Here is a 15,173-nt window from a genome sequence, read left to right as displayed (position 1 = left end):
CTGCAGGCGTATGGTCGTCACCAATGACGTTAGCATCGCCGGCGACAAAGAGCCCGTGGTCGATCGAGTTATTTTAGTTTTCTCCATTGTAGGTAATGGAGCGTTATCCCCCGGAGTGATGGTGCTCTGGTCACCTGCGGGGCCGGTCATCAGGTTCCGGGTCAGTGAGGTCGGTGTGGTGTTCCCGTAGGCGCCGCGCAAGGTCGACGGTCTCCGGGGTGGGGGTGGTGTCGATTTCGGCGAGCCGGGTTTCCAGCAGGCTCAGCGTGCGCGAAATGGCCTCGTGGCGGCCCAGGGTGTGCTGCAGGCGCATGATGTCGCGGTAGAGCAGCTCGTTGTGCGGGTCGAACGCGCGCGCGATCTCCAGCAAGTCCAGCGTGTAGTCGGGATCGGTGCGTACCCGTGCGCGGGCGAGGGCGGCGACCGCGTCGAGCGCGTCCCGTCGGGTGCCCTCCCGGGCCGCGGTGAGCCAATCGGTATCGAACCCATCGGCCAGCGGGCCGCCGTAGCGGTCCACGATCTCCTCGTAGGCCGCCAACCGGTCGAGGTCGGTGGCGGCGGCGCGGCCGCGGGCGACCGCATCGGCGAAGGCACGGTAGTCGGTCTCGACCAGGGCGGGATCGAGGCGGTACTGGTGGCGCCCGGTGAGCACCAGCTCGGTGACCGTGCCGTCGGTGGCCTCGCTCACGGCGCTGCGGATGCGGGAGAGGACGGTGCGCAGCACGGCGGCCGGCCGCTGGGGGACGTGCTCGTGCCACACCGCGTCGACGATCGCGTCTCGGGATACTCCGCCGGGCTGCACGGCCAGGAACATCAGCAGCTCCAGCAGACGCGGTGAGAACCCGGCCGAAATGTCGTACAGGTGCTCGGGCCGGGTGAGATCGGGCCGCCAGGCCAAGGTGGGCGTGCCGAAGGCCGACAGGAGGATCGGCGCCACCGTGGTGCTCGATTCCGCTGCGTCCGCGCGGCCAGCCGCACCGCCGGCTGGCGGGTCGGTGGTGGGATCCGGATTCGGCGAGGGTGCGGGCGTCGTCTCCTCGTCTGCGGGGGCGGTGGCGCCGCTGGTGATTTCCAGGCCAGTGTCGTTACGCTCCGAACCCAATGCGGGCTCCGTATGGTCGACCGGGGACACGGCGGGGGCAGTGCTCGGGGGTTGTGGGGCGCGGTGCTGGCCCACATCGCGCGGGCGGTGGGTGGCCCCGACGTCGCGCAAGAGCGTGAGCAGGTCGCGCGTGACGGTGTCGGGCAGGGTAAATGCGCGGCTGCCGCGCAGGGACTCGCCGAGTCCGGGGTCGGTGGCCGAGATGATCCCGGCGGAGGTGACGTAGGCGGTGACGCCGGGTTGCCACTGACCCAGCAGCACCGCCGCGACCCCGGCCTGACCCCCGTTGTCCAGCAGGCCCTGCAGCCGCACCCGCTCGTCCTGACCAACCGATGCGCTGGCGATCAGCACCAGCGGAGCGGGTGAGTCCGCGTCGGCCGGTCCCTGGGGCGGCGCCACATGGGGCTCGAGCAGGTCGAGGCCGGTGGCCAGGTCGTCGACCACCCGCACCGCGGTGGGAAGGTCCTCGGGCCGCGCCGGGACGCCGAGCAGGCAGGCGAGGTCGTCGGCGGGGATGACCAGGGTGGCGGCGGGGTGGCCGGTGAGCATGGTCAGCACGAGGGCGCGAGCAGCGGCATAGCCACCGGGCCCGACCAGGCCGAGGCCGTGCGCGCGGGCGAGGTCGAGCGCCAGCAGTTGCCCGCCGGCCGCGGCCGAAGCCTTGCTTGCGTCCGAGTCGAGGGTGCACTCGAGGGCGATCTCCGGGGCCGCGACCGACCGCGAGCCAGGCGCCGCTGGCGTTGCCCGGCTGCCGACGACCCGACACGTGGTGGAGGACAGGACCCGCACCGATCCGCAATGCCGGTGCGGGGCAGCCGTGTCGCCGCCGTCGTCGGCCGACACGCGCGAGGTCCCGACAGACCGGTCGAGCTGGGATGCCTCGGCCACTAGACCTCGGTCGTCGTCCTGGTGTTGGGCCTGCAGGTGCGCCAGGCGCAGCTGGTAGACCACCGGCGCCACGGGAAGGTGATCGTCACGGCGCCCGCTGCCGGGCCGGTAGCGGGCGTTGTGGCGGCGCCGCAGCAGGAGCAGTGCGGCGCTGACGGCGGTGGCTAGGCCGAGACTGACAAACACCTCGGTGCCCCACGACACACCCCCAGACGGTTCCGCCGCTGGCCCATCGGCCGGGTCCGCGTGCGTGGCTGCCGGTGGCCCAACGGGCGTGTTGGCGCCCGGGCTGTGGCTCTCGGAGGGCGGGGGCGGTGTCGAAGGCACGGGCTCCCGCGGAACCGACGGCGGAGGTGCTGGGTGGGGGACGGGCGAGTCGGTGTCCGGGCCGGGCTGGGTGCTGCTGTGAGTGGGGAGGCGGAACAGATCGCCGGGCTGGATGAGGTGCGGGTTGGTGAGAACACGGCCACCTGGCTGGGTACTGCCCTGGTTGAGCGCCCAGATCTCCGGCCAGCGGCTCCCATCACCCAGACAGCGGTCGGCGATGCGCCACAACGAATCGTGCACCCCGTTCTCCGGTAGCCTCGCCCGTTCTGTCCCCGGTGGCGTGTCCTCGCCGACCGCGCCCGCGGAGGCGGACCGTGTCTGGTCCTGCGCGCCCGCCGCCGCGGATGCTCCGGCGCCCCCGATAGCCGGGGTGTGCCAGGCGGGGGCGGTGGCCACGATCGGGCTGAAGGCGTGACCGGGAGAACCGCCGGCCGTTGCGGCGGGTGCCGCGGTGGCGGTGCGGCCGAGGACGGCCACCAGCAGGGCACCAATCAGGACGGCGGCGACACGGCGCAGCGGCCCGCTCTGCCGGGCGAGCTCGGACCAGCGGGCACCGCGGGCCAGCTCGACCGCGCAGGCGAGCACATCGAGCACGAAACAGAACCAGAGCAGCCAGGCCAAGCATGCCAAGGCGTCGAGCAGGAACCCGGTGGACATGGGTTGCAGCAACACCACGGTCAGCTCGTCGGTGCTGGGAAGGTGATCCGGCAGCGGCCAACCGATGTAGCGCACCAAGACCCCAGGCAGGGCGACCACCACAGCAAGCAGGACGGCACAGGCAAGCCCTCCCCGCACCACCCGGCAGACGAACCGAAGCACGACCCATACCCGTCGGACGTGGCGAGCCGTGACCGGTGCCCGAGCGCGGCGCGCGGAGTGCACCGTCAGGTCCCGTCTGCCGCGCCCGCGACCTGGGCGGGCGCGCCCGATGGGATCGCGGGTTTCGTCGCCGGGGATGTTCGGCCGTCCCTCACCGGGGCGTGCGCCGTGGCCGGTGGTGGGCCGGTGTCACCCTTCTTCCCGCTCTTGACCGGGCGCTTGCGTGTGGTGCTGGCGCGAACCGGCTTCCGATTGGTCAGCCATCGGGTGAGCTCGGCGGCCGGGACGTCGGTGAACTGCGCGAGCTCGTCAACGTCGATGACATCGCTGTCGGTGGCAAGGGCATCGCCGAGTTCGCGTTCGATGGCACGCAGTTCCTCGGCAACCGCAGCGCGGCGCTGCGCGAGTTCGCCGACGCGCTTGGCTGCGGCGGTTCTCCTGGCGCTGCGGGCGGCGTCTGCCTCGGCGACACGGCGCTCGATCTCGTCAGTGGTCGCCATCTGGAACTCCTTACTGTCGGAAACCGTGGTTGACGTCAGCGATCCCGGCGAGCCGAACACTCGCCCGTGGCCAGAAGTCGTGGGCGCGGCCCGGGTGAGGGGCAACTCCGTCAAGCGCGAAATACCGTGGGCCACGCAACCGGCGGCGTGATCGAATGTGTCGGTGACCGAAGACTGGGCTCAGCAGCGTCAGCAGAGAGAGGCGGCACGGCGTGCGGCGGTGATGGCGCTGCCCACGGTCCAGGCCCGCCACCACGCGCAGCTCGTGCCGCCACAGCAGGGCGATGTGCGGGTATCCGCGTCGGTCGGCCCATCGGGCGAAGTGGTGGCGTTGTGGTCGGCCGGGAAGGACCTGGCGGCGTTGACATCGACCACGACCCAGCCGGGATGGGCCACCTTTCCCGATCCCCAGGCGCCGCGCCCAGCCGCGGCACGGGTGACCGTGCATGCGCCGGACATGGCCATCGCCGCGCGGATTCCCAGCCTTCCGCTCGCGCACCCCTCGGTGCAGCCGCTGCCCGACGGGCAGGTCCTGGTCGTGGGCGCCCGGTGCCGGTGGCGGCCAGACGGCCCGGACCGCAACGCGATCGTCTACGACTCCACCGGAACGGTCCTGACCGAGCAGACCCTCGGCGACGGCATCGAGCACGTGCAAACCACCCGCGGAGGCGAGATCTGGGTGGGCTACTTCGATGAAGGGGTCTACGGCAACTACGGCTGGGGCGACGAGGACAGTGAGCCCCCGGTGGGGGCATGTGGGTTGATCCGGTACTCCGCGGCCTTCACCCAGGAATGGCGGTACCCCTCGCATGTCGACAACACCTGGGGCGCGATCAGCGACTGCTACGCACTCAACGTTGCCGACGACACGGCCTGGACCTGCTACTACACCGACTTTCCCATCGTGCGGATCCACAACGACACCATGACCGGATGGCACAACGACATTCCTGGGGCCAAAGCCCTCGTCGTAGGTGGGTTCCGCATCGCGCTGTATGGCGGTTATGGGCCCGACCACGACAAGCTGGTCGTAGGCATCCTCAGCGGCGATCGGCTCCACGTCACCGGCGAGTATCGGCTCGTCCAACCCGACGGGCGACCAGTGCCTCCGACAGCGCACGTTGTCGGCAGAGGTCCCGACCTGCACCTTGTCGTTGACGACAACTGGTGGCGACTCGACCTCGACGACATCCCCGCAGAACCGCCCCGCTGAGCCGGACGGGAGCGTGGCGACTGGCCGGTTCGGGTGGGAGCACCCGCCGATGGGGGATCCCCGGGCGCCTCCTGAGGCGTGACCGATGCCATCCACGTCAGTTCCCGCCCATCCCTGCTTCAGGATCCGCGAACCCACGGTCTTCGCCGGTGACCCCGCGCTGCGGGTGGGCGGCGCCCCGCCCGTGGGTGGTGATGTCGTCAATGCCGACCAGCGACAGCAGCTGGGTTTTATAGGTGGCGGTGACCTCGACGGTCACCGTGTCCCCGGCGACCGTGACGGTGCCGGTGGCGCCCACACTGGCCAGGTACCGCTGCGCCAGGTCTCGCGCCAGCGCTGGATCGAGGCGCACCACGTCGTGGGCGCGATAGGTGGCGAGGTCGAGGGCTTGGGCGGCGGCGCGGGCGGCGGACTCGGCTTGCCCGCTGGCGCGGACCTTGCTCGCCAGCGCGACGCCGCCGTCCAAGCTCAGTCCGGTCAGGGCGAGCAGCCCGATCAGCAACGTGAGCACGAAGGCGGTCACCCGGCCGTCGTCGGCTCGCCACCAGGCGTCCCACCCACGGTCGTTGCTGCGGGGGGTCATGGCCTGGCTCCGGCTCGGCGCTGGGAGCGGTGGGTGTCGACGACCTCGCTGGCGGTCGATTCCAGGGTTTTTCCGCCGGGCACGCCGAGCAGCAGGGCTTGGCCGAAGTCGACGGTGCAGCGCACGCGCACGGTCACCGCGCCGGCGGGGGCCAGCGTGCCGGACATCGTGGTGGTGACGGTGTGGCACGCCAGATCGGCCTGCGCGAGCGCTGCTTCGGCGGTGTCGCGTGCGGCGGTGGTGGCGGCGGGGGTGCTGCGGTGTAGCGTGGCGGCGCGGGCGGCCTGGTGGGCGGCGTCGTCGAGCCGCAGCCGCGCGTCGACGCCGCGGTGCACCACCACGGCCAGGAACAGCAGCAGCATGACCAGCAGCGGGGCCACCAGCACGGCTTCGGCGGTCACGGAGCCGTGCTCGGCTGCCCACCACCGACGCCACCGCGGCAGGGCGAGGTTCGGCGCGGGCCGGGTCACGGCAGGTCCCCGTCTGATTGGGCTCGCCGCCGCAGCGCCCTTCCGGCCGACCGGCCTCGACTGTGGCTGTGGTGGGGCAGGACGTGGCGTGGTGACCACGAGGAGGGCGGCTGTTCCCACGGGAACGCTCCGGCGCCGGTGAGGTCACGGGCAGCGGTGATGTGGGCGAACACGGCCTGCGGCCACGCTTGCGCGGCCTCGGACAGGCCCCGAACGTGGTCGTGGCCGGGCAGCACCGCGAGGGTGCTATCGGCGCGGGCGGCCAGGTCGATGTGCCGCAGTTTCGCCTCCCACGCCCGGGTCGCCACGAGGCAGCCGTGCACCTGCCGCGCCACCTCGCCCAGCCCGTCGTCGACGACGGTGACCGCCCGGCGCGCCGCGGTGGCCAGTTCGCCGGCCTCGGACTCGGGATCGGCGGCGAGGTCGTCGGCGACGCTGCGGGCAGCGCGCGTGCGGTCCAGGCAGCACAACGCCTGCCACACCACCCGATGCACCTCACCGCACAGCGCGGGATCGATCCACGCGCGGGCCGGACTGCGGTGCAGCTCATCCACGCTGGCGATCAGGGTCCGCGCCACGGTGCTAGCGGCGCCCAGATCGGCGAAATCGCGGCCGCGGAAGAAGAACGCGCCCCGGACGCGATCCAACCGGCACGGACTCCCCGGGCCGTGGCGGTGGTCGGTGAGCACGCGGGTGGCGCTGTACCAGCCGCCGACCGCGCTCGCGCCGATCGCGAGGATCCCGGCGCTCAGCGCGAACACCGCGGTGAAACCGCTCGCTGACGAGGCCGCGAGCACTGCTAGGACGGCCCCAGCGAGTCCGGTGAGGACGATCCGCGGACGCAGCCCAGCGCGGACACGCTCGCCGCGCCACTGCGACTGGGAGATATCGGGATTCAGCAGGAGGGAATCCGGCCCGTCCGGAAACAGTGCCGCACGCACCGGCGTCACCCCGTGGTGCGGGTTACCGTGTGTCATCACGATGTCCTTTCGGCCAGGGGCGGGAATCGCCGCGGCGGTCACCGAGCTCAGGGCGCGGTGTCGGGCACGAACCGTTCGACCTCACCGAACGCTTCGGCGTGCACGTGCAAATGCACGCCGGGTAGGACCGCGGTGGCCTCGCCACGGACACTTACCGACACCACGGCCGGGCTGCGGGAAACGGTGATGTGGGGCTCGCGCAGGGGCCCGGCGGCGAGGTCGGCGAGCAAGCGCTGCCCGGCCGCCTGCCCGGCGCTGGTGGTGCCATCCTGGGTCCGTGCCGCGGCCAGTGCCTGGGAGGCGGCGGCCTGGGCGACGTGGGTGGCATGCGACCACACGGCGAACTGGATGATCGCCAGCAACGCCAGCAACAGCAGCGGGGTGGCCAGCACCAGCTCGACGGTGACCGCGCCCCGGTCTCCGCGCAGCGCGCCCCGGACACGCTCAGTCACCCGGCGGGAGCGAACGCGCATGGATCTGGCGAGCATCCTCAGCCCCCGAGCCCGAGATCGATCGAGTTTGCCTTAGCCGTCAGTTTCGCCACGATGATCGCGATGATGGCGATCGCGGCGATGGCCATCAGGGCGGTCACGATGACGGTGGTGGTGATCTCGCCACGCTCCGGGTCGGCGCGCAACAGGGAACTGCGTGCGCGTGCCAGCGCCCAGAGGGTGTGGATGCAGTGCCACATGATGATGCCTTCTTTCCCTTGTGGTGCGATGCCTTTCTGAGGACAGGATCGATCTGAGGTGAGTTACAGTCCATTGAGGACCTGGATCACCGCGGGGTAGGCGATGAATCCCAGGAAACCGAGGAACAGCAGCGTCACCGGCAGGGCCATACGTTCGGTGGCGGCCTGGGCATCGGTTTCGGCGTCAGCGAGCTGGTGGATGCGCAGGGCGTGGGCTTTCGCGGCCAAGGAGGCGCGTACCCGGGCGCCTTCGGTGCCCGCCAGGGAGATCGAGGCGGCGAGTTCGGACAGCTCGGTGATGTCGAGTTCCTCACCGAGCTGGCGCAGGGTGTTCCACGGGGTGGTGCGGGTCAGCTGCGCGGCGTGCAGCGCGCGGCGGATCTTGTCGAACGCCGGACCCTGCCCGACGGTCGCGGCGTCACCGAGAGCGGCCTCGACCCCGGCCCCTCCGGCGAGGGTGATCCAGACCAGGTCGAGGAACGCCGACAGCGCCTCGCGGAACTCTCGCCGCAGCCGGGTGGCCTTGGCACGGACGTCGAGATCAGGGGCCAGGAAGCCCAGTACGGCGAGCGCGAGCCCGGCCCCCAGCGGCGCCTGCGCCCCCAGCGACAGCCCTGCCAGGGCCAGGAGGGCTTGCAGCAGCCACGGCGCCAGCAGCCCGGCCACGGCGAGCAGGGCCTTGGAGGCCAGGTGGGTGTCGGTGCCGCGGCCGGTGACGCGCAGATCGGCCTCGATCTTCGCGCCGGGCAGGCCGAGCATCCGCAACCCCGGCACGAACAACCGGCCCCAGGTCCGCACCCAGGCGGCGTCCGCCGTGCCCAGGATCGGCGCCGCCGGCGCACGCGTGCTCACCCCGGCGAGGCGGTCGCTCAAGGCCGGGCGAGGCGGCAGGACCCAGGTCAGCAGCAGCCACAGGCCGACACCCGCACCGGCACCGAAGACGAGAGCGGGAATCATGCGCGCTCACCTCCGCCGACCGTCGCCTCGCCACCGTCCGGCGCTGCGGTCACGCGGGGGGCGTCGAGGGCTAGCGCCCGTGTCTGCCTTCCGCTGGTGGCGATCCGGGCGAGCCAGGCGAACCCGACGGCGAACAGGCCGCCGATACCTAGCAGGACGACCTGGCCGGCGGCGGTGTTGTAGACATCGAGATAGGCGCGGTTGAACACCACGACCCCGGCGGCGAACGCGAGGGTGGTGGCGACGATGACCCGCACCGACGTGCGGGTCCGTGCCCGGCCGGTCTCCACCCGCATCCGCATCGCGGCCTGCCCGCGGGCGGTGCTCGCCAGCGAGCCGAGCAACTCGCCGAGCTGGCGAGCCTGGTGCTCGGCGGCCAAGACCAGGGCAGCGAGCACCAAGTCCGCGGTCGCGTCGTCCAGCTCGCGCGCCAAGGCCCGCAGTGCCGGCGCCAGGCGCTGCCCGCCTTCCAGGCGAGCGGCCAGCGTGGCGACCTCGCCGCGGATCGCCGCCGGCGCGAACGGCGCGGTGGCGAGGATGGCTTGCTCGAGCCCGGCCGCCGCGGACAGCACGTCGCGCAGCATCTCCGTCCACGAGGCGATCGCCTCGATCCGGGCGACCCGGTGTTTGTGGGCGCGGTCCGGGCCGACCAGCCGGGGCAGGAACCACACCGCAGCGGCGGCCAGCACGGCGCCGACCACCCACCCGGTCACCGCCCCGGTCAGCACACCCGCCCCGACGACCACCGTCACGCGCAGCAGCGCACGCCGGTCACCTACCCGGCCACGCACGGCACGCAGCCAGCCCACACCACGCCAGGGGGCCAACACCGCCACGGTTGGGTACCAAGCGGTGATCAGCAACAGACCGACGACAGCGCCCAGACCCAGAGCGGCGGCCACAACCGTCATGGTGTCGATGCTCATGGCGTCCACCACCCCTCCGGGCAGGCGAGCAGGTCCGCATCGAAACCGGCCGCGACCAGGTCGTCGAGGGTGTCCGCGCGCAACGCCCCGGCCACCGGCACGGCACGGCGATCCGGGCCACGGCGGTAGACCTCGTTGGAGATCACCGAACCGGCCTCGGCGTCGACCACCTCGCGGACCGAGGCGATCACCCGCGTCGCGCGGTCGGCAGCACGGTCCAGGTGCACCACGAAATGCACCGCCGACGCGACGAGCAGCGCGGTGGCCTCCAGCGGAAGCCGCTCCGGGCCCTGCGCGGCGTAGGAGGCAAGCCGAGTGAACGCGATCTTCGAACTGCTCGCGTGCAGGGTGGCCATGGAGCCGTCGTTGCCCTGGCTCATCGCGTTGCACATCGGGATGACCTCGGCGCCGCGGATCTCGCCGACGATCACGCGGTCCGGCGACATGCGCAGCCCCCAGCGCACCAGTTCGGCCTGGTCGATCGCGCCCTCGCCCTCCACGTTGGGCTCGCGGGACTGCAGGGCGGTGACGTCGGCGTGCAGCTCAGGGTCGAGCCCGAGGCCGAGCTCGAAGGCGTCCTCGACGGTGACGATCCGCTCCCGTGGGTCCATCTCCGAGGCCAGTCCCCGCAGCAGCGTGGTTTTCCCGGCCCCGGTGCCGCCGGTGATCAGCACGTTCTTGCGCGCCCGCACCAGCGCGCGCAGGAACCGCTCCAGCCCGACATCGAGTGTGCCGCGGCGGCGCAGCTGCGCGAGGGTGGCGGTGAGGTAACCGTGCCGCCGGATCGTGCACGCCGTCACCCCGCCCGCGGTCAGCCCCAGCACCGCGAAGAGCCGTTCACCACCGGGCAGTTGCAGGTTCAGCGCGGGTGAGCCGCGGTCGAACCGGCGCTCCTCCGACGAAGCGCGTGCCGCGAGCGTGCGGATCAGATCGGTGAGCTCCTTATCGGACGCCGCCACCGGCGCGACCTGAGCCCGGCGGCCATCGTTGTACTGAACGAACACCCGGTCGTAGCGGTTGACCGCGATCGTCTCCACCGACGGATCGGCCAGCAACGGCTGCAGCCCGCCCAGGCCGAACACCTCGTCCAGCACCTGCTCGACCACACGCTGCTCGGTGGCCGAGTCCACCAAGGCGCGCCCGGCAAGTAACTCGGCCTCACTCTGCGCGGCGACCGCGGCATCGAGGACCTCGCGGCCGATCTCCCGGCGCCGAGCGAGACTCAACGAGCCCTCGCCGGTGCGGATGGCGGCCTCGACCCGGCCGGGCAGGTCTGTGGTCAGCACCTGCCGCAACCGGGCACGCAGCCGCTGCTCGGCATCACCCCCACCGTCGGGCGCGGCGGGAGGCCCAGGTGGATGGTCGGTCCGGGTCATGTGGGTGGCTCCTTCCCGGCGATACTGGGCTGGTGGCCGTTGCGATGCGGCTGACCGACCTGCGGTGGCGTGCGCACCGGGGACAGCGGGTGAAGTCCCTGCCCAGGCGGGGGCATCGCGCCGCCGGGCTGGCGCACCTGCTGGGCCGTCACTCCCGGCACGGCAGCCGCCGCGTTCACCGACGGCAAGGCGGCTGGGGCAGCAGGTCCGGCCAGGGCTCGGGCGAGGGCGGCAGCCTGGCGGGCGAGGCCACCGTGGCCCTGGCGGCGGCCTGGCGGTGGCCGGTGCCCGGCCAAGGCGGCGGCAGCGGCCGGGTCGTGCGGGATCCGGCCAATCGCGGGCACACCCAACTCGCGCTGCACATCGACGGTCGGGTAGCCGTCGCCAACGAGCAGTAACCCGGGCCGCGGGGTCCAGCGGGCCAGGTCACCCAAACGCGCAGCGGTGTGCGCGAGATCCTCGGCGTGGGTTCCGGTCACCAGAACCAGCGCGTCCGCGCGGCGCGCGATCACCTCGGCCGGGGACCCCGGATCGACACGACCGCAATCCGCCAGCACCACCACCCCCGCATCGCGAGCGAGGGCGTGCACCAGTGACCCGCCGGGGGTCGTGGCCAGGATGGCCAGCGCAGCGCGGGCATGCGCCCCGTTAGGCGGGGCCACCAGCACACGGACACCACCGGGCAGGGCGCAGGTGTGGTCCCACACCACCGCAGGATCACGGGTGCGGCGCGCGGCGGCAGCGAGACTAACCAGCCCTGGTATGGCAGGAAGGCGGAACCGCATCGCCAGATCCCCGCCGGCAGGATCGACCTCGGCAACCAGACGGCGTGTGCTCTCGGCGTGCGGCCACTGCGCAGCCAGCGCGACGGCCAGAGTGGTCACTCCCGGGGAACCCTTCACCGAACACAAAGCGATGAGCATCAGCGGCCACCGCCCGCGGGTTGCATCACCAGGGCAAGCTGCCCGGCCGGGACCTGCGCCAGCTGAGACGCTGCGCCCGCGTCAAGGTCTAGCGACACCACCGTGCTCTGATCCGCGCCTGCAGGCGCGACGCCGACGATCGTGGCGTGCCAGGACGTACCCGGCCCTCGGCGCTGCGCGGTGGTGGCCGACGTTCCCGTCCCGGTGGCGGCCGTGACAACAACCGTCACCGAGGCTCCAGCAGTGAGTTCAGGAGGAAACTGCCCAGGCTTCACGCCGACCGCGACCACCGCCCGACCCACCGCCGGGATCACCGCACTACCCACGGCATCGGGGGCCAGCAGCGCTCCGGGCCCGAGGCTAGTCGCCATCGGACGGCCCACCACGCTGGCCACCTGATCCGCCGGAATCAACGCCACGCCCGGCGCGGCGGAAACGTCGACGCTGCGCAGGTCCGCCCGCGTCAGCACGTGCCCGACCGTGACCGGCTTCGCCAACGCCAACATCGGCACCCGGTCCTGAATGGTGGTGGTCCACCACACCGCACCGCCGACGCACACCACGACCAGCAGCACGCCCGCCACTAGGTACGGCAACCGATGACGCCTCCAAGCCCGCGGCACAGGGGTGGGCTTTCCCTTCTGCCCCAACCAGGCCGCCGATCCCGACATCTCGGGCCCGGTCTCCGGTGGGGTGGTGTAGGTGTGCGTCACGATCTCCTCCAGGCAAAGCTCGACCAAACCCCGCATTCCCTCGGAATACGCGGAAAGGAAAGGGAATTCAGCTGTGGAAAACCGGAAACCGGTTAGCGGTTACCGGTTCCGAGTGCTTGGGCCTCGGCGACGCGCAGCGAGGCCGATGCGGTGGTCGTCATGTCCGGGAACGTCCCGCCCGTGCCGGCTCCGGACCAGGTCACTGTCCAATGAACCGTGGCCGATACAGCAAACGTCGCCCCCGGTGCGCGGGCCGAGGACCGGTGATAGGTGTGCCCGCAATCCGGTGAAGCCGCCCGCGGATTTCCACCCGCAGGGAACGGGGTGCCCGGCCCGGCGCAGGTGAACTCGGCACCATCTCCCATCGACCACGACACCGATGTCGGCCTCGCCACCGCCGTTACCGACACCCCCGGCACCGACGCAGTCGCCGACCGCGTGCCCCAACTGCCGCGCTCCAACCACAACCACGTCGGTAGGCGCACCAGCTGTGTGCCGGCCGGGTTTGACACGATCCGCGGTGACGGTAAACGCAACTGTGACCGGGCCTGCTGTGCCAACTCCTCCGGCGACGGCAACGCCGCCGCCCCCGGCTCCTGCCCGTCCGCAATCCACACCGGCGCGCGATACAACCCATCCCGCACACCTGGCCCCGAACACCGGTACACATACCAAGCACCGCCCTCACCCTGCGCCCGCATGCGTCCAACGGCCGTACGTCCCTGGGCAGGCCACGCCACCGGCTGAATCCCGCCCGACCCCGGGCGCGATCGCAACGCCACCGTTTGGACCCCATTGGCCGGAGGCTGGTAATCACTCCGGATATATGCACAATCCGCCCGGCTAGCATCACCCAGTACCCGATCGCCCGGGCTCTGCTGCGGACCACCTGGGGAGTGGGACTTTCCCTTCCCTGGGTTCACCGGCGGGGCCTGTCCCGCGCGCGGCGGAGCACCGCCGCGTTTACCGGCGCTCAGATCACAGGCGGGGTTCCCGCCTTCACCGCAGTTGACATTGCCCCAGCCGTCTGCGTGCGCCGGCAGGACGGTGAGCAGTAAGAGGGTGACCGCGATCCCAGCTGTCGGCCATGTTCGTCCTAACCGCATGATCCGACCTCGTGAACTGCGAAGGTGGTGACTTTCCAGGAACCGTCGACGGCCTTCTTGACGAGTGCCTCGATGTGGCGCCGTCCCCCGGGGCCGTCGTTCGCGGGCTCGCCGCTGTCGACCCGGTACTTCAGCCAGTTCGTGGAGTCGCCGCAATCCGTGATGTTGATCGTCGTGGGCGCGTGGGGTGGTTCCACCGAGCTGACTTCAGGGTGGTTGACGGGTTGGCCTCGCGTGACCAGGCCGTTGTAGTGGTCGGCGTACAGGCTTCGGGAGATCGTGACCAACGCTTCACCGGTAGCGTGCCGCGCGAGTTTGGGCGACTTCCAATCGGAGGTCGTCGCTGCATCAGCCATGTCGCGCCACATCCCCATGTAGGCGGCGATCGCGTCTTGTTTCGCGATCTCCACAGGGGAAGCGGGGGTGGTGGTCGGGTTTGGCGTCGGCGAAGGCTGAACGCCCGGCCCCGACGTCTGGTCGGCGGTGGTACATCCGCCGCTCAGCACCAAAGCGGCAGTAACAGCAAGAACAGACCTGTACCGAAACTTAGTCGCGGTGTAAACCATGGCGCTTCCCCTGATCATCAACAGTGGCTGGCGACGACGCTCGTGCAGCGGCGAGACGCCTCGGTTCCAGCGCGAACTCGGTTCAACCTCGACAATGACCACAGCACCGGCCGCGGCGATGGTGGCGGCGCGAGATCCACTCATTCGGATGAACCACAGTGCATGCCGTTTGCCGTCTGAGCAGCATGGCGGCATGGCGACATCGCTCAACACGTCGACCCGCGCCAGCATCGCCCACGTTCCAGCCAGGGTGCGCAAGCTGAGGCTGCGGTGACCGTCGGCTGGCTGGCGGCCTACGCCAGCCTCGGCGCGGCGGCCGCTGCCCCGCTCAGCGTGGTAACCCGGCGGTTGCTGACCGACCGTCCGCCTAGCGTCCTGACGTCGTGGTGGCTGGCCACCTTCGGGACGGCGGCTCTTCTGGTCGCAGTCGGGTGGGGCGTCGGTCCACGCGAGGAACTCCTCCCATATGGCCTGGTGGTCGTCGTCGCCATCCCGCTCTCCGTGATCGACTGGATCGAGCAACGTCTGCCCTCGATCCTGGTCGGGCCTTTGCTGGCCGGGACTATGCTGGCCTTCGGCGGGATCTGCCTCGTCCGTGACGAATTCGGGCCCGGCCTCCGGGCGCTGGCGGCGATGGTGGCCGCGGCGGGCCTGTTCCTGTTGCTGGCCCTGGCCGTACCTGGCGGAGTCGGCGCGGGCGACGTGCGTCTGGCAGCCGTGGTCGGCGCAGCAGCCGGCTGGACCGGATGGTCCACCGTCGTCGGCGCCCTGCTGGTCGCGTTGGCCGTGGCCATCGTGCTGCTCGCGGCTGGAACGGGCCGCCGCCCGAACCGGGACGCCTCGGCTGGCCTGCCGTTCGGACCCTGCCTGCTCGCTGGTTTGATCACGATGGTGGTCGCCGTAGGTGGGTGACGGTACTGCGATCGCCCCGGAGCCAGTCAAGCTTGTGCTCATGATGAGTTCTCCGGTCGACTCTTCTGCCGTGCGATTCTGGCGTGGCTAGTCGGTATACCCGTAGCCATGAGGCAGATCC

Annotated in this window: 15 protein-coding genes; 2 read left to right on the top strand and 13 right to left on the bottom strand. The window is 71.4% G+C overall.

Translation table 11 applies throughout. The features are described 5' to 3' along the window. Positions 1-130: 130 nt before the first annotated feature. Together KOI47_RS33015 and KOI47_RS33010 are read right to left on the bottom strand one after the other, a co-directional pair. The gene (locus KOI47_RS33015; RefSeq protein ID WP_216211084.1) at positions 131-3,136 is read right to left on the bottom strand and encodes a BTAD domain-containing putative transcriptional regulator; all 3,006 of its coding nucleotides are present in this window, start codon (positions 3,134-3,136) and stop codon (positions 131-133) included. 65 nt (positions 3,137-3,201) lie between these two features. Beyond that, positions 3,202-3,636 carry a hypothetical protein gene (locus tag KOI47_RS33010; RefSeq protein WP_216211081.1) on the bottom strand — a complete coding sequence of 145 codons (435 nt, stop codon included), beginning with the start codon at positions 3,634-3,636 and terminating at the stop codon, positions 3,202-3,204. A 163-nt stretch (positions 3,637-3,799) separates the two neighbouring features. Between KOI47_RS33010 and KOI47_RS33005 the strand changes: the two genes are divergently transcribed. Further along, a complete protein-coding gene (locus KOI47_RS33005; protein ID WP_216211078.1) occupies positions 3,800-4,849 on the top strand; it encodes a hypothetical protein in 1,050 nt (349 codons plus the stop codon). A gap of 97 nt (positions 4,850-4,946) precedes the next feature. Here the strand turns inward: KOI47_RS33005 and KOI47_RS33000 are convergent, their stop codons facing one another. From KOI47_RS33000 to KOI47_RS36050, 11 genes are all read right to left on the bottom strand, one after another. After that, positions 4,947-5,432, bottom strand: a complete 486-nt coding sequence (locus tag KOI47_RS33000) for a hypothetical protein (protein WP_216211076.1) — start codon at positions 5,430-5,432, stop codon at positions 4,947-4,949. After that, positions 5,429-5,902, bottom strand: a complete 474-nt coding sequence (locus KOI47_RS32995) for a TadE/TadG family type IV pilus assembly protein (protein WP_216211073.1) — start codon at positions 5,900-5,902, stop codon at positions 5,429-5,431. Before KOI47_RS32995 ends, KOI47_RS33000 begins: the two co-directional genes overlap by 4 nt. Next, positions 5,899-6,879 (bottom strand): hypothetical protein, encoded by a 981-nt coding sequence (locus tag KOI47_RS32990; protein WP_216211070.1) that lies wholly within the window; start codon positions 6,877-6,879, stop codon positions 5,899-5,901. Before KOI47_RS32990 ends, KOI47_RS32995 begins: the two co-directional genes overlap by 4 nt. A gap of 50 nt (positions 6,880-6,929) precedes the next feature. Continuing rightward, entirely contained in the window at positions 6,930-7,355 is a 426-nt protein-coding gene (locus tag KOI47_RS32985; protein ID WP_216211067.1) for a TadE/TadG family type IV pilus assembly protein, read from the bottom strand. A 17-nt stretch (positions 7,356-7,372) separates the two neighbouring features. Next, positions 7,373-7,573: a hypothetical protein gene (locus tag KOI47_RS32980; protein ID WP_216211064.1), complete on the bottom strand. Its 201-nt coding sequence runs from the start codon at positions 7,571-7,573 to the stop codon at positions 7,373-7,375. 63 nt (positions 7,574-7,636) lie between these two features. Then, positions 7,637-8,530, bottom strand: coding sequence for a type II secretion system F family protein (locus KOI47_RS32975; protein ID WP_216211062.1), 894 nt, complete (start codon positions 8,528-8,530; stop codon positions 7,637-7,639). Then, complete coding sequence (locus tag KOI47_RS32970; RefSeq protein ID WP_216211057.1) at positions 8,527-9,456, bottom strand: type II secretion system F family protein; 930 nt, start codon at positions 9,454-9,456, stop codon at positions 8,527-8,529. Before KOI47_RS32970 ends, KOI47_RS32975 begins: the two co-directional genes overlap by 4 nt. Further along, positions 9,453-10,832 (bottom strand): CpaF family protein, encoded by a 1,380-nt coding sequence (locus tag KOI47_RS32965; RefSeq protein ID WP_216211054.1) that lies wholly within the window; start codon positions 10,830-10,832, stop codon positions 9,453-9,455. The genes KOI47_RS32970 and KOI47_RS32965 overlap by 4 nt, the downstream gene beginning before the upstream one ends. Then, positions 10,829-11,716: a MinD/ParA family ATP-binding protein gene (locus tag KOI47_RS32960; RefSeq protein WP_232376413.1), complete on the bottom strand. Its 888-nt coding sequence runs from the start codon at positions 11,714-11,716 to the stop codon at positions 10,829-10,831. The genes KOI47_RS32965 and KOI47_RS32960 overlap by 4 nt, the downstream gene beginning before the upstream one ends. A 38-nt stretch (positions 11,717-11,754) precedes the next feature. Beyond that, on the bottom strand, positions 11,755-12,495 hold the full coding sequence (locus KOI47_RS32955; RefSeq protein ID WP_232376412.1) for an SAF domain-containing protein: 741 nt from the start codon (positions 12,493-12,495) through the stop codon (positions 11,755-11,757). A gap of 1,069 nt (positions 12,496-13,564) precedes the next feature. After that, positions 13,565-14,371 (bottom strand): hypothetical protein, encoded by an 807-nt coding sequence (locus KOI47_RS36050; RefSeq protein WP_232376411.1) that lies wholly within the window; start codon positions 14,369-14,371, stop codon positions 13,565-13,567. 39 nt (positions 14,372-14,410) lie between these two features. On the opposite strand from KOI47_RS36050, the gene KOI47_RS32945 reads away from it, so the two are divergent. Further along, positions 14,411-15,052 (top strand): prepilin peptidase, encoded by a 642-nt coding sequence (locus KOI47_RS32945; protein WP_216211049.1) that lies wholly within the window; start codon positions 14,411-14,413, stop codon positions 15,050-15,052. Positions 15,053-15,173 lie beyond the last annotated feature (121 nt).

Source organism: Amycolatopsis aidingensis, from assembly GCF_018885265.1.
Classification (GTDB): domain Bacteria; phylum Actinomycetota; class Actinomycetes; order Mycobacteriales; family Pseudonocardiaceae; genus Amycolatopsis; species Amycolatopsis aidingensis.
Note: the sequence above shows the minus strand (reverse complement) of the source record. Positions and strands in the feature narration are given on the sequence as shown.